Here is an 18,043-nt window from a genome sequence, read left to right on the forward strand (position 1 = left end):
GCCGGGTCGGTCTCGAGAACTGGCCCGAACGGCCCTTCTGACCGTTCAGTACCATATGTTCGTCTTGCCGTATGAAGACCCACATGACCCCTTCGATCAACGGTGCCGGGCTCGGCACGGGCAAGAAGACCCGTCTCAACCGGATCCTGCACCAGCACGGCCTGCGCAACGGCACCGCGCTGTTCCTGCCCTACGACCACGGCCTGGAACACGGCCCGCGGGACTTCTTCGCCAACCCCGCGGTGAGCGATCCGGCCTACATCATCCGGCTGGCGACGGAGGGAGGGTTCAACGGGATCGCCGTGCAGATCGGGCTGGCCGAGAAGTTCTACTGGGACTACGCCGGCGAGGTCCCCCTGATCCTGAAGCTGAACGGGAAGACCGACATCCCCTCCGACGCCGAGGCCCTCTCCCCGCTCCACGCGTCCGTCGCCGACGCGGTCCGGCTGGGGGCCGACGCGGTCGGTTACACGCTGTACGTCGGCAGCCCGGCCCAGGAAACCGACTTCCGGCAGCTGCGGCAGGTCCGGGAGGACGCGCAGCGGTTCGGCATGCCGCTGATCGTCTGGGCCTACCCGCGCGGCGCGGCGATCGAGGCCAAGGGCGGCCGGGACTCGTTCTACGCCGTGGACTACGCCGCGCGAACGGCCGGCGAACTCGGCGCGGACATGGTCAAGGTGAACTTCCCCCATCCGGAGAAGGTGTCCGGCGTCAAGGACGCCTACCGGCAGCAGTTCTCCCCCCAGCAGGCCATCAACGCCGTGGTGCGGTCGGCGAACCGCACGCTCGTCCTGGTCTCCGGCGGGGAGAAGGCGGGCGACGAGGCCATGCTGGAGAAGACCCGCGAGTCGATGGAGGCGGGCGCCACCGGGCTGATCTTCGGCCGCAACGTCTGGCAGCGCGAGCACGACGAATCGCTCCGGTTCGTGGCCCGGCTCCAGGAGATACTCGCCAAGCACCCCCGCGCAGGGGTACTCGGCGCCTGAGCCTGCCGTGGAGCGGGAAGAAGCGGGAAGGGCGAGAGCCATGAAGGTCGGAGTGCTGACCGGCGGCGGTGACTGTCCCGGTCTCAACGCGGTCATCCGCAGCGTCGTCCGCAAGGGCGTTCAGGAGCACGACTTCGGCTTCGTCGGATTCCGGGACGGCTGGCGCGGCGCGCTGCAGAACAACGTCGTCCCGCTGGACGTGTCCACCGTGCGCGGCATCCTCCCGCGCGGCGGAACCATCCTCGGCTCCTCCCGCACCAACCCGTTCAAGCACGAGGACGGTGTGCGACGCGTACGGGAGACCCTCGCCGCGCACGACGTGGACGCGCTCGTCGTGATCGGCGGCGAGGACACGCTCGGCGTCGCCACCGAGCTGAGCCGGCTGGGGATCAGCCTGGTAGGCGTGCCGAAGACCATCGACAACGACGTGTCCGGCACCGATTACACCTTCGGTTTCGACACCGCCGTGGGCATCGCGACCGAGGCGATAGACCGGCTCCACACCACAGCCGAATCGCACATGCGCACCCTCGTGGTCGAGGTGATGGGGCGGCACTCGGGCTGGATCGCCCTGCACGCCGGGGTCGCCGGCGGCGCCAACGTGATCCTGATCCCGGAGCGGCCTTTCGACGTCGATCAGGTGTGTGCGTGGGTGCAGAGCCGCTTCAAGATCAACTATGCGCCGATCGTCGTGGTGGCCGAAGGAGCGGTCCCCACGGACGGGGAGATGGTCCTGAGGGACCGGACGGTGGACGAGTTCGGCCATGTACGGCTGTCCGGCGTCGGCGAGTGGCTGGCGCGGGAGATCTCGCACCGCACGGGCACGGACGCGCGCACCACGGTCCTCGGCCACGTCCAGCGCGGTGGCACCCCGAGCCCGTTCGACCGGTGGCTGGCCACCCGCTTCGGGCTGCACGCCATCGACGCGGTCGAGGAGGGCGACTTCGGCACGATGGTGGCCCTGAACGGCACCCGGATCGTCCGCGTGCCCCTCGGTGATGCCACGGCGCGGACCAAGAAGGTCGATCTGTCGCTCTACGAGGAGTTCGAGGTCTTCTTCGGCTGACCGCTCCCGTAGGGCGTACGGCGTGCGGGACGAGCGCGACGATCTGGACGGTGGACCGTCACGCAGGGGACGCGGGATCGGCGTAACGCAGCAGGACGCCCACGCCCTCGCGCAGCCGGACGCGCCGTTCGGGCACCACGACCAGTTCGGCCTTCGTGCCGACCAGGGCACGGGTCAGGGCCGCGTCGGCCCGCTCCCCGTGGACGTCCCGTACGCCGTAGGTACGCAGCTCCTCTTCGGTGAGGGCGAGTTGGCCCGGCTCCGGGCCCACCCACAGGCGGAGCGGCGACTCAGGGTGGTCGTTGAGGAAGAGTGCCTTGGCCCTGCCCCGCTGCAGGGCCGACACCGCGGCGGCGAGACCTTCCGCCGACGCTCCGTCGCGGGCCCGCTGCGCGAGGAAGGCGTCGAGCAGGGCCCGGTCGTGCGCGGCCATGCGTTCACCGAAGACGCTTTCGAGCCGCTGTTCCATCAGGGCCCGCCCCGGCTCGGACGGGCAGGCTCCCTCGACGGTGATGACGTCCTCGCGCAGGGAGGCGGGCAGCCGGCGGACGAGGATGCCGCGGGCCCAGACGTCTCCGGCGACGACCACCGCTTCGACGTCGATGCGCCGCGCGTGGCCCTCCAGCTCGTGGCCGATCACTCCGGCGGCGTTCAGCCAGTCGGTCACCGGGATCTCCTGCCGGAGACGGTGGCCGGGCGTGACCCTGGTCAGGGGCCAGACGCCGGCCTCCGCGTCGATCCGTACGATGCCGGGGGCGTCCGTGGAGTGACGGCCGCCGTACTGCACGTGCACCGCCAGGTACGGGATTTCGGGCGCGTGCTGGACGATCAGCGGCATGGTGTCCGGCAGGGTTCCGAAGTGCGCCGTGTCCCGGGCCGGCGGCGCGGGCAACTCGTCCAGGAGGGCCAGCCGGCCGTGGGCGGTGAACACGGCCTGCCCGTGGGGACCGGGGACGTCCGAGTCCGTGCCCACCGTGCCCGCCACCGCGGTGATGGACTCCTGGTCCGCGCCCTCGGACATCAGGGCGTCCCGCAGATGCCGCCACCGCAGCCGTACGGCGGCGTCGGGATCGCCGACGGCGGTGTCGCGGGAGGTGTCCACATAGACGGACGCGAACGGGCCGGACTGCTTGTACAGGGGTTCGAGGAAGGAAAGGCGCATGCTCACTCCCCGTTGAACGACATCGAGGTCCTCTCGCTCGGTCTCCATGGTGCGCGTCCCGGGACGGCAGGGCGACTCAGCCGGGGCCGGTCACGGTGCGGCGGGCGGCGGCCCGGCCCCCGCGCCGGACCGGCCGCGTGTCGCGAGGCCGGGCGCCCGGCGTTGTACTGGTAACGGAAGCACCGCCGAACGAGGGGAAGGGCCGTGGCCTCGTCCGACATCCCTCTCCCGGACAAGCCGCCGAAGGTCTTCGACCGGGACGCCGAGTGGCGGGAACTCGCCGCCTTCACCTGCGACGACCGGCCCGAGGCCCGCCTCGGGGTGGTCAGCGGGCGGCTCCGGCAGGGCAAGACCTACCTGCTGGAGGCGCTCACCGGTACCTTGGGAGGCTTCTACTTCGCGGCTCAGCAGGGGACGCAGAGGGAGTCGCTGAGTCACCTCGCCGACGAATTCGCCCGGTACACGAAGGCGCCCTCTCCACCTCACTGGCACGGCTGGCACGACGCCGTCGACGACCTCCTGGCACTCGGAGACCGGGGCCCGACACCCATCGTCGTCGACGAGTTCCCCGACCTGGTGCGTCAGAGCCCCTCGCTTCCCTCCGTCCTCCACACCGCCTACCGGCGCCACGACGGCGGGCACCCGGGCCGGGCCCGTCTCCTGCTGAGCGGCAGTTCCCCGCCCCTGATGCACCGGCTGTTCAGCACCGCCTCGCCGCTGCACGAACTGAGCGATCTGCACCTCACCGTACGTCCGCTCGACTACCGGCAGGCGGCGCGGTTCTGGGGCATCGACGACCCCGTCCTCGCCCTGCTCGTCCACGCCGTCGTCGGCGGCACTCCCGCCTACCGGCACGAATACGTCCAGGACGACACACCCGCGGGACGGGAGGACTTCGACGCCTGGGTGTGCAGGAGCGTGCTCGACCCCGGCAAGCGCCTGTTCCGGGAGGCGTACCACCTGCTGCGTGAGGAGATCGACCACAAGGACCGCGCCCTGTGCCACTCCGCCCTCTCCGCCGTCGCCACGGGGTGCTCGACCCAGGGCCAGGTCGCGGACTGCCTCGGCGCTCCGCTGACCGACACGGCGCGCTGTCTCGGGCTGCTGCGGGAACACGGGCTGCTGCACGGCGAGGACGACGCCTTCCGGCCCGGCCTCGTCAGGCTGCGCACCGCCGAGCCGCTGCTTGCCTTCGAACACGCGGTCGTGCGCCCCCATCGGTCGGCCCTGGCACGACAGGACGCCGTCGCGGTCTGGAAGCACGCACGACCGGACTTCGACACCCTGGTGGCCGGCTCCCACTTCGCCCAGGTCTGCCGCGACTGGGCCCTGCGTTTCGCCGGCCCGGACGTCTTCGGCGACCGTCCCCGGACGGCGTCCTACGGTTCGGTGGCCGACCCGGCGCGGCCGGGCGGTACGGACGTGGCGGCGGAGGTGGTCGTCCGCGGCCCCGGCGGGGTGCGCGACGGGTCCCTGCTGTCGGTGGGCCTGGCCCGGTGGGACGAGGTCATGGACCTGGACCACCTGGAACGTCTCCGCCGCCTCCTCGGCATCCTCACCGACCGCGGCGAGGACGTCACCCGCACCCGGCCGACCTGCTACAGCGGCGCCGGCTTCAGCCCGGCCCTGCGCGCCGCCGAGGCCCAGGGGCAGGTGCTGCTCGTCGGCCTCGACCGGCTCTACGCCCCCGGAGAGGAACGACATGCTTGAACGAGTCCAGGACACGCCGTCGGGGGTCGACGCGGTCAAGGCGATCGGCACGGTGTCGAAGCACGACTACGAAGCGGTGATCGAACCGCTTGTCGACGACGCGCGCAGGGAGGGCCGCCGCATCCGGCTGCTGTGGGAGTGCGGTCCCGGCTTCCGGTCGTTCACCCCGGCGGCCGGCTGGGAGGACCTCAAGGTCGGGATCCGCGCCATGCGCCTGTTCGAAGGGTGCGCCGTGGTCACCGACATCCGCTGGATCCGGAAGTGGACCGGACCGGCGAGCTTCCTGATGCCCTGCCCGGTACGCGTCTTCGGCGTACGGGAGCGCGAGGAGGCCCTGGACTGGCTCGTCTCCCTGCCCGAAGGGCCCGGAGTGTCCCACCAGGTCCTCCCCGAGTCCGGGGTTCTCCTGGTCGAAGTGGAACAGCCGCTGCGCGCACAGGACTTCGACACACTGGCACGGACCGTCGGCAACTGGCTGAAGACCCACGACGCACTGGCCGGAATCGTGGTGCACGCCCGCGCCTTCCCCGGCTGGGAGAACATCGGCGGCCTGCTGAGGCACATCCGGTTCGTCCGTGACCACCACCGCGAGGTCGGGAAGGTGGCGCTGGCGGCCGACAGCCGCTTCGCCGGACTCGCGCCTCACGTCGTGAACCGCTTCGTCCAGTCCGAGGTACGGCAGTTCGGATACGCGGAACTCGACGACGCCGTCGCCTGGGCCGCGGGTCCGCCCGGCCGCGGCCCGGCCGGTACGGACTGACGCGGCAGCCGCCGGACACCGCGCGAGAAAATAGTAGCCATGTACATAATAGCCAAGTACTGTATCTGGCATGAGCAGCGGTTCCGAAGGAGCCACGCCGGGATTCCTGGTGTGGCGGTTGTCGATGAAGTGGCGCGTCGCGGTCGACCGGGCGGTGGCCCCGCTGGGCCTCACCCACGCCCAGTACTCGCTCGTGGCGTCGCTGTACGGGATGCAGCGCACGGGGCTGCGGCCCAGTCAGCGCCGGCTGGCCGACCACACCGGCCTGGAGCCGCTGTACGTGTCCAAACTGGCGCGCTCTCTGGAGTCCGCCGGGCTGGTCGAACGCGCCAGGGACCCCCGCGACCCGCGCGCGGTGCAGCTGGCGCTCACCGAGCGGGGTCATGAGGTCACCGGCCGGGCCATCGAGGTCGTACAGGTCCTGCTGCGGCAGCTGCTGGCGCCGCTCGGCGGACCCGGCAGCCCCCGGGCCCGTGCACTCACCCGCGACCTGACGACCCTGCTCGACGCACCACTTGACCCTTTCACCGTGAACGGCACAGAGACGGAGCAGTCATGACCACCACCGCACCCGCTGTCGACGGCCGGGTCGTCGCCCTCGCCCACTACGCCTCCCGCGCGGTCCTGGAGCGCACCCTGGCCCGCCACGGCATCGGCTTCCAGCAGTCCGTCGCCCTGCGGCTCGCCGCCCTCGCGGACGGGCCGGTCGACCCCGCCCGTCTCGTCGACGGCGTCACCGGCAGCCTGAAGGTGGACGAGGCCGACGCGCGCGGCACGATCGAGGAGCTGATCGCCCTGGACCTGCTGACCCCCGAGGAGCCGTCCCGCATCCGCATCACCGACGCCGGACGGGAGCTGTACGGCAGGACCTCCGCGGAGTCCGGGGCCATCGCCGCCCGGCTCTACGCCGGCATCTCCGAGGAGGACCGGGCCGTCGCGGGCCGCGTGCTGGCCCTGGTCACCCAGCGTGCCGACGCGGAACTGGCCACCCCGAGCGAGTAGTGGAATATTGAACAACCGGGTTCCGTTGTCGGTCTCGAACAGGAGGTCAGCGGTGGAGTCTCGAGTGAACACCACGTACTACGACCAGGGGACGGCGGCGGAGCGCTGGGAGCGGGCGCGGCTGTTCTTCGACGCCAAGGAATACGCCGCCGCGGCCCGTGTGCTGGCCGGGCTGGTCGAGGAGGTGCCGGAGCAGACCGGACCGCGGCTGCTGCTGGCGCGCTCCTACTACCACTCGGCCCAACTGCACCGCGCCGAGGACGAGTTGCGCCTCATCGTCGAGCGGGACCCGGTGGAGCACTACGCCCGGCTGATGCTGGGCCGCACCCTCCAGCGGCAGGGACGGCACGCGGAGGCGGAGTCGCACCTGCGGATCGCCTCGGCGCTCGCGGGCGACTTCGAGACCGTCTGAGCGACACGGACGGGGCCCGGTTCCGCCGAGGAACCGGGCCCTGTCCCGTTCAGGGTCCGCTCTCCATGTGAGGGCCGGCGCTACTTCACGTCGGCGGTGCTCCCGTACGCCCTGCGCCCGCGGCGGTGGGCGACCTCGCCGAGGACGACGTCCACGGCGAGGAAGGCGGCCAGCGGAATGCCGAGCAGGGGGACGAAGTATCCGAGCACGGCGACCGCCGCCATCGCCGGGACCAGCACGTACGGCGGCACCTGTGCCCAGGCGCCGCGCGGCACGGGGCGGCCGAAGGCGGCGCCGCGGCCGCGCTGCCACCACATGCGGTAGCCCCACAGGATCAGCAGGATCAGGGCGAGTGCCAGCAGGGCCAGCGCGATCTGGTTGACGAGCCCGAACAGGATGCCGGTGTGCAGGTCGATGCCCCAGCGGGTCAGCTTGGCGAGCACCGGGTAGTCGTCGAACCGCAGGACGTCGGTGACCTCCCCGGTGGCCGGGGCGACGGCGACCGCGTCCTGCTTCTCGGGCCAGCTGCGCTGGATCTGCCTGACGACGTACGCCGTGTCCGCGTCGGCGGGCGGGACGATCTCGACCGGGTCGGTGAGACCTTCCGCCCGGGCCGCGGCGAGCACCTTGTCGAGGCCCACGCCGTGCTCGGCGTCCCCTCCGGAGGCGGCGGCCGCGCCGTGGCCCGCGTGCTCGCCGCTCGCCGCGGCCGAGACCGAGGGGGTGGCCTGGCCGAGGGAGGTGCGCAGTTCGTCGATGTGGGCTCCGGCATACGTCGACCAGGTCAGACCGGTCGCCGACAGGAAGAGGAATCCGGCCGCGGCCCACGCGCCGACGGTACCGTGCAGTCCGAGGGTGCGGCGCCGTCCGGCGGTGCCGCGCAGCTTGCGCAGGGCGCGGCGGCGAGAGAACCACAGCACGAGGCCGCCGCCCGCGATCACCCACAGCCAGCTGGCGGCGAACTCGCTGTAGAGGCGGCCCGTGTCGCCGAGGTGCAGGTCGCGGTGGAGCTCGTCGATCCAGGTGCGCAGCGGAAGCGCGCCGGTGGATCCGTACTGTTCGAGTGCGCCGCGCACCTTGCCGGTGTACGGGTCGACGAAGACGGCGAGGGTGTGGCCGGCGCCGACGCCCTCGACACCGGACAGCAGCACCCTGGTGGTCGCGCCGGCCTCCGGCGAGGGGCGCACGGCCGAGACGGTGCCCTCGGGGTGGGCCCTGCGGGCGGCGGCCACCTGCTCGGAGACGGGCAGCTCGGTCCCGCCGGCCGGGACGGTCAGCTCGTGGCCGTACACGATCCTCTCGGCCTGGAACGAGCCCGCGTACAGCAGGCCGGTCACGGCGGCGACGAGAAGGAACGGCGCGACCAGTACGCCCGCGTAGAAGTGCAGGCGGAGGATCAGGGGGCGCAGCGGGGCCCAGCGGCTCGGGGAGGGAGCCGGGGCGGGGCGTCGGGGTGCCTCGTCCGTGGTGGCCGAGGGAGCGGTGGACATCGGCGGGGTTCTCCGGGGGTTCGTCTCTCACGGTTGGTGGTCCAGTAGTCGGGGCGGCCGACGGGCCAGTTCCCGGCGCGGGAAGTGGCCTGCGTCACACGGGCTGTACGGGTGGCGTGCGATCCTGGCCTGATGGCATCTCCCTCCGGTCGTACGCCCCTTGCCGAGCGGGTCGAGGAACTCCTCGCCACCGACGGTCCGTTACCGATCGTGGCGGCCGGTGACCCGGTGCTGCGGCGCGGCACCGAGCCGTTCGAGGGGCAACTGGAGCCCGCGCTGCTGGCCCGGTTCGTCCAGGCGCTGCGCGTCACCCTGCACGCCGCCCCGGGCGTGGGACTCGCCGCGCCACAGGTCGGGGTGGGGCTGCGGATCGCGGTCATCGAGGACCCGGCGCCGGTGCCGGAGGAGATCCGGCTGGCCCGTGGCCGGGTACCGCAGCCGTTCCGGGTGCTGGTCAATCCGGTGTACGAGCCGGTGGGCGGTGACCGGGCCGCGTTCTTCGAGGGCTGTCTGAGCGTGCCCGGCTGGCAGGCGGTGGTGGCCCGGCACGCCGAGGTACGGCTACGGGCCGAGGACGAGCACGGGCGTGCCGTCGACGAGGTCTTCACCGGCTGGCCCGCCCGTATCGTCCAGCACGAGACGGACCACCTCGACGGCATCCTCTACCTGGACCGGGCGGAGCTGCGCTCGCTGTCCTCGAACGAGGCGATGGCGCTGCGCTGGCCCCAGCCGACGCCCGAGCGGGCCGCGCGGGACCTCGGGTTCGACCTGCCCTGACCGCCTGCCCGCCCGATCCGGCACCGAGCCCGTGCCACGGGCTCCGCCCCCAGACGCCCGGGGCCGTGCCGTGCGACCCAGATGGAGCGCCGGGCCCCACTCTGCCGGTCCCGGCGTTCTGCGCCAAGACCGCTCAGACCGACGGGCCCCGGGACGGAGCCCCGGCGGAAGCGGGATCGGTCCCGGCGGGAGCGGGATCGGTCCCGGCGGGAGCGGAAGCAAAGCACCGCAGGGACTCAGGGAGGGAGCTCCCTGCTGGGGTGCAGGGGCGAAGCCTCGGCGGCCGGCGGGGGCAGGGGGCGGAGCCCCGGCGAAATACATCAGGCAGAACCCCCGGGCTGGGCACAGAGGCAGAACCCCACCCGGGTGCAGTGGGCGCAAGCCCGCAGGAGGTCACGAAGCAGAACCCCGGCGACGCGCAGAAGCAGAACCTCACCGGGGTGCAGGGGCCCAGCCCCGCAGAGGACCCACGGGCCCAGCCCCGCAGGGGTGCAGGGGCCCAGCCCCGCAGGGGTGCAGGGGCGGAGCCCCCTGGGGGGATTGAAGGGGCGGAGCCCCCTGGGGAGGGGGATGGGTGAGGGCGGTGGGGGCGAGACAGCTGAGGCACGCCCCCACCGTGCCGGTGCCCGCCCGCCCGGCCGGGGCAGGGCGGGCGGGGCGACCGGGGCCGCCGCCGGCACCCGCGCGGACGCGGTCAGGTCAGCCCCGGTAGGCCTCCAGCAGGCGGAGCCACACCTCGCTGAGGGTCGGGTAGGACGGGACGGCGTGCCACAGCCGGCTGACGGGGACCTGCCCGGCGACGGCGATCGTGGCCGAGTGGATGAGCTCGCCGACGCCGGGGCCGACGAAGGTGACACCGCGCAGGATCTCGTCCTCGAGGTCGACGACCATGCGGGCGCGGCCCCGGTAGCCCTCGGCGTACAGGCCGGCCCCGGCGACGGAGGAGAACTCGACGTCGACGGCGCGGACCCGGTGGCCGGCCTGTTCCGCCTCGGCGAGGGAGAGGCCGACCGCGGCGGCCTCGGGGTCGGTGAAGACGACCTGCGGTACGGCGTGGTGGTCGGCGGTGGCGGCGTGGGCGCCCCAGGGTTCGGCGTCCGGGACGGTCCCGCCCGAGGCGCGGGCGGCGATGGCGGCTCCCGCGATACGGGCCTGGTACTTGCCCTGGTGGGTGAGGAGGGCTCGGTGGTTGACGTCGCCGACGGCGTACAGCCAGTCGGTGCCGGTGACGCGCAGGCTGTCGTCGACGTCCAGCCAGGAGCCGGGCTCCAGGCCCACGGTGTCGAGGCCGATGTCCTCGGTACGCGGGGCGCGGCCGGTCGCGAACAGGATTTCGTCGGCCTCGATGCGGTCACCCGAGTCGGTGACGGCCACGACGGTGCCGTTCTCCCGGGTCACTGACTCCACGGACGTACCGGTGCGGATGTCGGCGCCCGCCTCCGTCAGGGCCTCGGCGACCAGTTCGCCGGCGAACGGCTCCATCCGGGGCAGCAGGCCCTTGCCCCGGACCAGGACGGTGACCTGCGAACCGAGTGCCTGCCAGGCGGTGGCCATCTCGGTGGCGACGACACCACCGCCGACCACGATCAGCCGGCCCGGCGCGGACTTCCCGCTGGTGGCCTCCCGGCTGGTCCACGGCCGCACCCCGGCGAGCCCGGGCAGGTCCGGCAGCCCGGCACGGGTGCCGGTGCACACGGCGACGGCGTGCCGGGCGGTGAGGGTGGTGCGGCGGCCGTCGGGGCCGGTCACGGTGACCGTCCGGGGCCCGGCGAGCCTGCCGTGGCCCCGGTACAGGTCGGCGCCGATGCCGTCCAGCCAGCCGATCTGGCCGTCGTCCTGCCAGTGCGAGGTGTACTCGTCCCGCCGGGCGAGCACCGCGGCCGTGTCGAGGGGTCCCTGGACCGCCTGGCTCAGGCCGGGCAGGCGTCGTGCGTCGGCTCGGGCGATGACCGGGCGCAGCAGCGCCTTGCTGGGCATGCACGCCCAGTAGGAGCACTCGCCGCCGACCAGCTCGCTCTCGACGATCGCGGTGGTCAGACCCGCCGCCCGGGTGCGGTCGGCGACGTTCTCCCCCACGGGGCCGGCCCCGAGCACCACGACGTCGTAACCGATGGTTTCCGTTTCCGTCATGGGCCCAGTCTGGTGGGTGGCGTGCCCGGTGGCCACACGGGTAGGCGGCCGGAATATGTACTGAGCGGGCCGTGTTGTGCCCACGGCTTCCGCCCCCATGTCGAGAAAGAGGTAGACGCATGAGCAGCACCGTGGAGCTCACCAAGGAGAACTTCGACCAGATGGTCACGGACAACGAGTTCGTCCTGATCGACTTCTGGGCGTCCTGGTGCGGACCGTGCCGTCAGTTCGCGCCCGTCTACGAGAAGGCGGCCGAGGAGAACCCGGACCTGGTGTTCGGCAAGGTGGACACCGAGGCCCAGCCGGAGCTGGCCCAGGCCTTCGGCATCCAGTCCATCCCGACCCTGATGATCGTGCGTGACCAGGTGGCCGTGTTCGCCCAGCCCGGCGCGCTGCCCGAGTCCGCCCTCACGGACGTCATCGGACAGGCCCGGAATCTGGACATGGACGAGGTCCGCAAGAGCATCGCCGCCCAGCAGGGCGACGGACAGGCCGAGTAACGCCTGGGGCGATCACGTCCGGAAGCTCACATGCGGAATGATCACGTCTTGAACGGACACGGCCAGAACGGACACGGCCAGAACGGACACGGCTAGAACGGATACGTCGCCACATCCCCGCGCACCGTGGTCCAGCGCACCTCGGTGAAGGCCTCCAGATTGGCCTCGCCGCCGAAGCGGGAACCGGTGCCGGACGCGGCGGTCCCGCCGAAGGGGGCCACGGCCTCGTCGTTCACCGTCTGGTCGTTGATGTGGACGATGCCGGTGGGAATGCGCTCGGCCAGGTCCAGGCCGCGCGCGGCGTCCCGGGTGACGATGCCCAAGGAGAGCCCGTACGGGCTCTCCGCCGCGAGGGCGGCCGCCTCCTCGGCGGTACGGAACCGCCGTACGGGCGCCACCGGCCCGAACACCTCCTCGGCGTACGCGGGGGTGTCGTCGTCGACGCCCGCCAGGACCGTCGGCCGGTAGAAGAGCCGGTCGTGCGTACCGCCCGCGGCGAGCTTCGCGCCGCGGGCGGTGCTCGCCCCGACCAGGCCGTGGATCTTGGCGAGCTGGCCCTCGTCGATGACCGGGCCGAGGTGCACCTGGTCGCGGTGGGGGTCGCCGACGGCCAGGGAGTCGGCCTTGGCGGCCAGCCGTTCGACGTACTCCTCGTAGAGGGAGGCGTGCACCAGGTGGCGGCCGGTCGTCATGCAGATCTGCCCCTGGTGGAAGAACGACCCCCAGGCGGCGGCGGAGATCACCGCGTCGAGATCGGCGTCCTCCAGCACGAGCAGCGCGGAGTTGCCGCCCAGTTCCAGGTGCGCGCGCTTGAGGTGGCGGCCGGCCGCCTCACCGACCGCGCGGCCCGCCGCGGTGGACCCGGTGAAGGAGATCACCGGCACCCGCGGGTCCTCGACCAGGGCCGCGCCGACGTCCGCGCCGCCGGGCAGCACGTGCAGCAGGTCCTCGGGCAGTCCCGCCTCCGCGAGGACGGCGGCGAGGGCGAGGCCGCCGCAGACCGCGGTGCGCGGATCCGGCTTCAGCACGACCGCGTTGCCCAGGGCGAGGGCCGGGGCGACGGAGCGGATGGAGAGGATCAGCGGGGCGTTGAAGGGGGAGATGACTCCGACGACGCCGGCCGGTACCCGGCGGGTGTACGACAGCCGGGGCGCCTCGCTGGGCAGCACCTGTCCGGCGGGGCGGGAGGCGAGGGCGGCCGCCTCGTAGCATTCCTGGGCGGCGACGTGCAGCTCGAAGTCGGCCTTGCCGGGGATGGAACCGGATTCGCGGACGATCCACTCGCGCAGTTCACCGGCGTGCGCGGTGAACAGGTCTCCTGCCCTGCGCAGCACCTGGGCGCGGACGAAATGGGGGGCGCGGGCCCACTCCCGCTGTGCGGCACCGGCCGCCCGCGCGGCCTCCTCGACGTCCTCGGGAGCGGCGAGGGCGAGCGTGCCGAGCGGGCCGCCGGTGGCGGGCTCGGTGACGGTGTACCGAACTCCGCGCAGCGCACGGGAGTTGACGGTCTGCCAGGTCTTGGGTTCGAGCAACGGCATGACGGCTCTCCGATCGCCGGGTGGGCATCTGGTTGAGCGTGCAACATCGTAGTCCTCGGTCAGCTGGACTCCCGCTGCACCACCGAGGCCCCGAGCACCTTGTGCGTCTCGGGTGCGGCACCGGGCTCGCGCACCGCGCGGTCGACGAGTTCGGCCAGGCCGCGGCCGGAGGGCAGCTCGATGTGGATCGTGCTGAGCCGGGGCCGCAGCAGACGGCCGAGCATCAGGTCGTCGGACCCGATCACCGCCGTCTCCTCCGGGATGCGGACACCCTCGTCCTGTAACGCGCGCATGAGCAGCATCGCGTACTCGTCGTTGTAGGCGAACACCGCGTCGAGGCCCAGCTCCCGCCACCGGGCGGCCAGTCGGGCGGCGGCTTCCTCGTCGTGGGCGAGCGGCAGCCCGGTGACCGTGGCGTCCGTGCCGCGCAGGGCCTGCCGTACGCCCTCCAGCCGGGGCCGGGAGAAGACTTCGAGGCCGGGTTCCTCGGGGACGACGACCCCGATGCGGCGCCGGCCGCGTGCGTGGAGGTGGGCGCCGGCACAGTGGCCCACCCTCGCGTGGTCCATCAGCAGCGCGTGGGCGCCCTCGACGCTCTCGGAGCCGATGGTGACCACGGCGCGGGCACCGGACCGCTTGAGCACGGCGACACCCGCGGGGCCGAGCCCGGCGCCGGGCACCAGGACGGCGACCGGCCGTAACTCGGCCCAGGCCCGGGCAGCCTCGTCGCCGTGCACGCCGACGGTGCCGTACTGCACGACCGTGTAGTCCAGGCGGCCGAGGGCCCACTGGAGTTCGTTGATGAACCGGCCGTAGAGCGCCCCGACGGGGACGGTCGGGGCGGGCATCAGCACCATGCGGCTGTGCCCGGCGCGCAGGCTGCGGGCCGCCGCGTGGGGCACGTATCCGAGCTCCTTCGCGGCCTGGTGGACGCGGCGGCGCGTCGGCTCGCTGATCCGTACCGCGCTGGTGTTGTTCAGGACGTAGGAGACGGTCGCGCGCGAGACGCCGGCCAGGCGGGCCACATCGGCGCTCGTGGGCACGGAGCGCGGTACGGGCGCCCCCGGCGAGGGCGAGTTCGGTATCTGCACCATGACGTACCGCATCTTGGCAGAAGGCCGGGGGCCGGGGATGCGCGGGGGAAGGTGTTCACGGTTCCACGGCCGGGGGCCGGATCCGACTCTCTGCTGAACATGTTCGTGACGAACTTGTTCGCAACGAACATGTTCGTTATTCTGAGGGCATGACAGAGCGCCCCGACTCCCCCCGAAGCCGTCGTGAACGTCCGGCCAAGCCCGCCCTCAGCCGGGAGGGCATCGTGGCCGCCGCCGTCGAACTGCTGCGCACCGAAGGCCTGCCCAAGGTCACCATGCGGCGCCTCGCGCAGCGGCTCGACACCGGCCCGGCGTCGCTGTATGTCTACGTCCGCAACACCGACGAACTCCACGCTGCCGTACTGGACGAGCTGCTCGGCACGGTCGGCCCGGCCCCCGAGGAGGGCCCCTGGCGAGATCGTCTGGAACGGGTGCTCACCGCGTACACGCGGATGCTCTTCGAGCACCCGAGCCTCGCCCGGGCGGCCCTCACGGCCCGTCCCAGCGGCCCCCACTACCTGGATCTGATCGAGACGCTGCTGGCGCTGCTCGACGAGGGCGGTGTGCCGCCCGCGCAGGCGGCGTGGGGCGTGGACATGCTGCTCCAGTTCGCCACCGCGACGGCCGCCGAGCACGCGGACGAGGCGTCCCAGGAGGACTGGGACGCCATCGGCCGGGCGCTGCGCGAGGCCTCGGACCGCACCCACCCGCACATCGCCGCCACGTCCGGCGCTCTCCTCTCGGGCACGCCCGAGGCCCGTATGTCCTGGGCGTTCCAGGTGCTGGTCAACGGCATCGAGAACACCGTCGTACCCCACTGACCCCGCCAGGAGGCCACCATGACCACTCCCCACCACCCCATAGCCGTCGTCGGCGCCGGTCTCGGCGGGCTCACCCTCGCCCGGGTGCTGCACGCGCACGGCATCGAGGCGACCGTCCTCGACGTCGACGACTCCCCCGCCGCGCGCACCCAGGGCGGCATGCTCGACATCCACCACGACTCCGGCCAGGTGGCGCTGCGCGCGGCCGGGCTGTACGAGGAGTTCCTGGCGCGCGTCCACAGCGGCGGCCAGGCGACGCGGATCCTGGACAAGGACGCCCGGGTCCGCATGGAGATGCCCGACGACGGAGCCGGCGGACGTCCGGAGATCGACCGGGGCGCACTGCGCGGGCTGCTGCTCGGCTCGCTGCCCGAGGGCACGGTCCGCTGGGGCGCGAAGGTCACCGGCGCCCGCCCGCTCGGTGCCGGCCGGCACGAGGTGACGCTCGCCGACGGCGGCTGTTTCACGACCGGTCTGCTGGTCGGCGCCGACGGCGCCTGGTCACGGGTGCGCCCGCTGGTCTCGGACGCCCGGCCCGCGTACACCGGGGTGTCGTTCGTGGAGGCGCACCTGTCCGCCGCGGACGTACGGCATCCGGTGAGCGCCGAAGTGGTCGGCCGCGGGATGCTGTTCGCGCTCGGCCCGCGGCGGGGTCTGCTCGCCCACCGCGAGCCCGACGGCGGCCTGCACGTCTACGCCGCGCTCGACGTGCCCGAGGAGTGGCTGGACGGAATCGACTTCGCCGACACCGGGGCCGCCCGGCGGGCGGTGCTGGAGCACTTCGCGGACTGGGACAAGAGCCTGCGGGCGCTCGTCGCGGACGCCGACGGCCCGCTGGTGCCCCGGCGGATCCACGCCCTGCCGGTCGGCCACCGCTGGGACCGGGTCGCCGGTGTCACGCTGCTCGGCGACGCGGCCCACCTGATGTCGCCGTTCGCCGGCGAGGGCGCCAACCTGGCGCTGCTCGACGGCGCCGAACTGGGGCTCGCGCTCGCCGCGCACCCGGGGGACACCGAGGCCGCGCTGGCCGCCTACGAGGAGCGGCTGTTCCCGCGCGCCGAGGCGTCCGCGGCGGACTCCGCGGAGCAGGGGGCCATGCTCTTCCGCGCCGACGCGCCGCAGGGCCTGGTCGACCTGTTCACGGGGCACCGGGAGGTCAGCGGGGCGGCTCCGTCCGCGTGACCCGGGCCACGAGGTCGATCCAGCCGGTCTCCAGCCGCTCCATGGGCATCCCGCACTGCCGGGTCAGATGGTTGATCAGGGCGGGGTCGAGATACGCCATCAGCGTCAGGGAGAGCAGTTCGCAGTCGGCGTCCGGCAGGATCTGCCGCAGGAGCACCGTGACGTGCGTGCGCAGCGCCCGGACCGCGGGGTGGGAGAACCGGCGGGCCGGGTCCGGCTGGGCGGCCAGGTGCAGGTCCAGCCGCTCGGCCGAGCGGTACAGCACCGCCACACCGAACGCCCGCAGCCGCTCCAGGGGCGGCGCCCCGGGGCCCAGCGGCGGCGGCCCGCCGAGGAAGTCGGCCTGCAACTGCTTGTCGGAGTGGTCGAGCAGCGCCATCAGCAGCCCGGTCCGGTCACCGAAGCGGCGGAAGACGGTTCCCTTGCCCACCCGGGCCGCCGCGGCCACCGCCTCCATCGTCACCCCGGCCACCCCGTGCTCCGCGATCAGCCGGGCCGCGGCCTGGAGCAGCTTGGCCCGGTTGCGGGCGGCGTCGGCGCGCAGGCACGGCTCGTCGGGGGCCGGGACGACCTCGAGCAGCTGGGGGGTGTCCAGAGGCTCCTCGGGGTTCGGGAAAGGCGGCAGGACGCTGGACATGAAGACAGCGTAAAGCATCCGGAACAAAACTGGACCGTGGTCCGCTTATGATGCTAGGAAATGAACCGGACTCCGGTCCGAATCTTCACGACGATGTTTCAGCCCCTTGGAGAACCCCCATGTCTGTTCGCATCCTTGCGCTCGTCGGCAGCCTCCGCGCCGGTTCGCACAACCGTCAGCTCGCCGAGGCGGCCGTCAAGCTCGCTCCGGAGGGTGCCGAGGTCGACCTGTTCGAGGGCCTGGCCGACATCCCCTTCTACAACGAGGACATCGACGTCGAGGGCAGCGTCCCGGCCGCCGCCGCGAAGCTGCGCGAGGCCGCCGGCTCCGCCGACGCCTTCCTGCTCTTCTCGCCCGAGTACAACGGCACCATCCCGGCCGTCCTGAAGAACGCCATCGACTGGCTGTCCCGCCCGTACGGCGCCGGCGCCTTCGGCGGCAAGCCCGTCGCCGTGGTCGGCACCGCCTTCGGCCAGTACGGCGGCGTGTGGGCGCAGGACGAGGCCCGCAAGGCCGTGGGCATCGCCGGCGGCAAGGTGATCGAGGACATCAAGCTCTCCATCCCCGGTTCCGTGACCCGCTTCGCCGAGACCCACCCGGCCGACGACGCCGAGGTCGCCGCCCAGCTGACCGAGGTCGTCGCGCGCCTGCACGGCAACGTGGGCGTGGCCGCCTGATCGCGCCCACCCACCCCGAAGGGGCCGGAGCCGTGCGGGCGGGCTCCGGCCCCTTCGCGTCGGCGGCGATGCGGCGCGGGGCACGGTTCGCGACGGGAG

Annotated in this window: 18 protein-coding genes; 12 read left to right on the forward strand and 6 right to left on the reverse strand. The window is 72.9% G+C overall.

From position 1 onward, the window contains the following. Positions 1-83 precede the first annotated feature (83 nt). The gene (locus ABZX30_RS04080) at positions 84-986 is read left to right on the forward strand and encodes a hypothetical protein (protein WP_355928498.1); all 903 of its coding nucleotides are present in this window, start codon (positions 84-86) and stop codon (positions 984-986) included. A gap of 40 nt (positions 987-1,026) precedes the next feature. Continuing rightward, positions 1,027-2,052 carry a 6-phosphofructokinase gene (locus ABZX30_RS04085; protein ID WP_355928499.1) on the forward strand — a complete coding sequence of 342 codons (1,026 nt, stop codon included), beginning with the start codon at positions 1,027-1,029 and terminating at the stop codon, positions 2,050-2,052. A gap of 58 nt (positions 2,053-2,110) precedes the next feature. On the opposite strand, the gene ABZX30_RS04090 is transcribed toward ABZX30_RS04085, so the two are convergent. Continuing rightward, complete coding sequence (locus tag ABZX30_RS04090; protein ID WP_355928501.1) at positions 2,111-3,214, reverse strand: hypothetical protein; 1,104 nt, start codon at positions 3,212-3,214, stop codon at positions 2,111-2,113. A 204-nt stretch (positions 3,215-3,418) separates the two neighbouring features. Here ABZX30_RS04090 and ABZX30_RS04095 point away from each other — a divergent pair, with 204 nt between their 5' ends. The 5 genes from ABZX30_RS04095 (at position 3,419) to ABZX30_RS04115 (ending at position 7,098) form a co-directional block, all read left to right on the forward strand. After that, complete coding sequence (locus ABZX30_RS04095) at positions 3,419-4,924, forward strand: ArsR family transcriptional regulator (RefSeq protein WP_355928504.1); 1,506 nt, start codon at positions 3,419-3,421, stop codon at positions 4,922-4,924. After that, positions 4,917-5,684 carry an STAS/SEC14 domain-containing protein gene (locus ABZX30_RS04100; RefSeq protein WP_355928507.1) on the forward strand — a complete coding sequence of 256 codons (768 nt, stop codon included), beginning with the start codon at positions 4,917-4,919 and terminating at the stop codon, positions 5,682-5,684. The genes ABZX30_RS04095 and ABZX30_RS04100 overlap by 8 nt, the downstream gene beginning before the upstream one ends. 70 nt (positions 5,685-5,754) lie before the next feature. Then, on the forward strand, positions 5,755-6,243 hold the full coding sequence (locus tag ABZX30_RS04105) for a MarR family transcriptional regulator (protein WP_355928510.1): 489 nt from the start codon (positions 5,755-5,757) through the stop codon (positions 6,241-6,243). Further along, positions 6,240-6,686: a MarR family transcriptional regulator gene (locus ABZX30_RS04110; protein ID WP_355928513.1), complete on the forward strand. Its 447-nt coding sequence runs from the start codon at positions 6,240-6,242 to the stop codon at positions 6,684-6,686. The genes ABZX30_RS04105 and ABZX30_RS04110 overlap by 4 nt, the downstream gene beginning before the upstream one ends. A 64-nt stretch (positions 6,687-6,750) precedes the next feature. Then, positions 6,751-7,098 (forward strand): tetratricopeptide repeat protein, encoded by a 348-nt coding sequence (locus tag ABZX30_RS04115; RefSeq protein WP_355928696.1) that lies wholly within the window; start codon positions 6,751-6,753, stop codon positions 7,096-7,098. 80 nt (positions 7,099-7,178) lie between these two features. Here the strand turns inward: ABZX30_RS04115 and ABZX30_RS04120 are convergent, their stop codons facing one another. Next, complete coding sequence (locus ABZX30_RS04120) at positions 7,179-8,588, reverse strand: PepSY domain-containing protein (RefSeq protein WP_355928515.1); 1,410 nt, start codon at positions 8,586-8,588, stop codon at positions 7,179-7,181. 132 nt (positions 8,589-8,720) lie between these two features. Between ABZX30_RS04120 and ABZX30_RS04125 the strand changes: the two genes are divergently transcribed. Then, positions 8,721-9,365 (forward strand): peptide deformylase, encoded by a 645-nt coding sequence (locus tag ABZX30_RS04125; protein WP_355928517.1) that lies wholly within the window; start codon positions 8,721-8,723, stop codon positions 9,363-9,365. Positions 9,366-10,064: 699 nt separating this feature from the next. Here ABZX30_RS04125 and ABZX30_RS04130 read toward each other — a convergent pair. Further along, positions 10,065-11,495, reverse strand: a complete 1,431-nt coding sequence (locus ABZX30_RS04130) for an NAD(P)/FAD-dependent oxidoreductase (protein WP_355928520.1) — start codon at positions 11,493-11,495, stop codon at positions 10,065-10,067. A gap of 74 nt (positions 11,496-11,569) precedes the next feature. Here ABZX30_RS04130 and trxA point away from each other — a divergent pair, with 74 nt between their 5' ends. Continuing rightward, complete coding sequence (trxA, locus tag ABZX30_RS04135; RefSeq protein ID WP_355928699.1) at positions 11,570-11,995, forward strand: thioredoxin; 426 nt, start codon at positions 11,570-11,572, stop codon at positions 11,993-11,995. A gap of 92 nt (positions 11,996-12,087) precedes the next feature. Here trxA and ABZX30_RS04140 read toward each other — a convergent pair whose 3' ends face one another. Together ABZX30_RS04140 and ABZX30_RS04145 are read right to left on the reverse strand one after the other, a co-directional pair. Continuing rightward, complete coding sequence (locus ABZX30_RS04140; protein ID WP_355928523.1) at positions 12,088-13,533, reverse strand: benzaldehyde dehydrogenase; 1,446 nt, start codon at positions 13,531-13,533, stop codon at positions 12,088-12,090. Positions 13,534-13,592: 59 nt separating this feature from the next. Beyond that, positions 13,593-14,639 carry a LacI family DNA-binding transcriptional regulator gene (locus ABZX30_RS04145; RefSeq protein ID WP_355928525.1) on the reverse strand — a complete coding sequence of 349 codons (1,047 nt, stop codon included), beginning with the start codon at positions 14,637-14,639 and terminating at the stop codon, positions 13,593-13,595. A gap of 137 nt (positions 14,640-14,776) precedes the next feature. Here ABZX30_RS04145 and ABZX30_RS04150 point away from each other — a divergent pair, with 137 nt between their 5' ends. Further along, positions 14,777-15,448 carry a TetR/AcrR family transcriptional regulator gene (locus tag ABZX30_RS04150; protein ID WP_355928527.1) on the forward strand — a complete coding sequence of 224 codons (672 nt, stop codon included), beginning with the start codon at positions 14,777-14,779 and terminating at the stop codon, positions 15,446-15,448. 18 nt (positions 15,449-15,466) lie between these two features. Further along, positions 15,467-16,630 (forward strand): NAD(P)/FAD-dependent oxidoreductase, encoded by a 1,164-nt coding sequence (locus tag ABZX30_RS04155; protein WP_355928530.1) that lies wholly within the window; start codon positions 15,467-15,469, stop codon positions 16,628-16,630. Here ABZX30_RS04155 and ABZX30_RS04160 read toward each other — a convergent pair. Continuing rightward, on the reverse strand, positions 16,605-17,285 hold the full coding sequence (locus ABZX30_RS04160) for a TetR/AcrR family transcriptional regulator (RefSeq protein WP_355928533.1): 681 nt from the start codon (positions 17,283-17,285) through the stop codon (positions 16,605-16,607). The two genes, ABZX30_RS04155 and ABZX30_RS04160, sit on opposite strands and share 26 nt — an antisense overlap. A gap of 101 nt (positions 17,286-17,386) precedes the next feature. Between ABZX30_RS04160 and ABZX30_RS04165 the strand changes: the two genes are divergently transcribed. Next, on the forward strand, positions 17,387-17,944 hold the full coding sequence (locus tag ABZX30_RS04165; protein ID WP_355928536.1) for an NAD(P)H-dependent oxidoreductase: 558 nt from the start codon (positions 17,387-17,389) through the stop codon (positions 17,942-17,944). The last annotated feature ends 99 nt before the right edge of the window (positions 17,945-18,043 follow it).

This window comes from Streptomyces sp. NPDC004542, assembly GCF_040610035.1.
GTDB lineage: Bacteria > Actinomycetota > Actinomycetes > Streptomycetales > Streptomycetaceae > Streptomyces.

Coding starts and splice junctions, on each gene's coding strand:
- ABZX30_RS04130 (WP_355928520.1), bottom strand. CDS start 11,495: ATGACGGAAACGGAAACCATCGGTTACGACGTCGTGGTGCTCGGGGCC.
- ABZX30_RS04110 (WP_355928513.1), top strand. CDS start 6,240: ATGACCACCACCGCACCCGCTGTCGACGGCCGGGTCGTCGCCCTCGCC.
- ABZX30_RS04150 (WP_355928527.1), top strand. CDS start 14,777: ATGACAGAGCGCCCCGACTCCCCCCGAAGCCGTCGTGAACGTCCGGCC.
- ABZX30_RS04140 (WP_355928523.1), bottom strand. CDS start 13,533: ATGCCGTTGCTCGAACCCAAGACCTGGCAGACCGTCAACTCCCGTGCG.
- ABZX30_RS04085 (WP_355928499.1), top strand. CDS start 1,027: ATGAAGGTCGGAGTGCTGACCGGCGGCGGTGACTGTCCCGGTCTCAAC.
- ABZX30_RS04165 (WP_355928536.1), top strand. CDS start 17,387: ATGTCTGTTCGCATCCTTGCGCTCGTCGGCAGCCTCCGCGCCGGTTCG.
- ABZX30_RS04120 (WP_355928515.1), bottom strand. CDS start 8,588: ATGTCCACCGCTCCCTCGGCCACCACGGACGAGGCACCCCGACGCCCC.
- ABZX30_RS04105 (WP_355928510.1), top strand. CDS start 5,755: ATGAGCAGCGGTTCCGAAGGAGCCACGCCGGGATTCCTGGTGTGGCGG.
- ABZX30_RS04160 (WP_355928533.1), bottom strand. CDS start 17,285: ATGCTTTACGCTGTCTTCATGTCCAGCGTCCTGCCGCCTTTCCCGAAC.
- ABZX30_RS04155 (WP_355928530.1), top strand. CDS start 15,467: ATGACCACTCCCCACCACCCCATAGCCGTCGTCGGCGCCGGTCTCGGC.
- ABZX30_RS04100 (WP_355928507.1), top strand. CDS start 4,917: ATGCTTGAACGAGTCCAGGACACGCCGTCGGGGGTCGACGCGGTCAAG.
- ABZX30_RS04090 (WP_355928501.1), bottom strand. CDS start 3,214: ATGCGCCTTTCCTTCCTCGAACCCCTGTACAAGCAGTCCGGCCCGTTC.
- ABZX30_RS04145 (WP_355928525.1), bottom strand. CDS start 14,639: ATGCGGTACGTCATGGTGCAGATACCGAACTCGCCCTCGCCGGGGGCG.
- ABZX30_RS04080 (WP_355928498.1), top strand. CDS start 84: ATGACCCCTTCGATCAACGGTGCCGGGCTCGGCACGGGCAAGAAGACC.
- ABZX30_RS04125 (WP_355928517.1), top strand. CDS start 8,721: ATGGCATCTCCCTCCGGTCGTACGCCCCTTGCCGAGCGGGTCGAGGAA.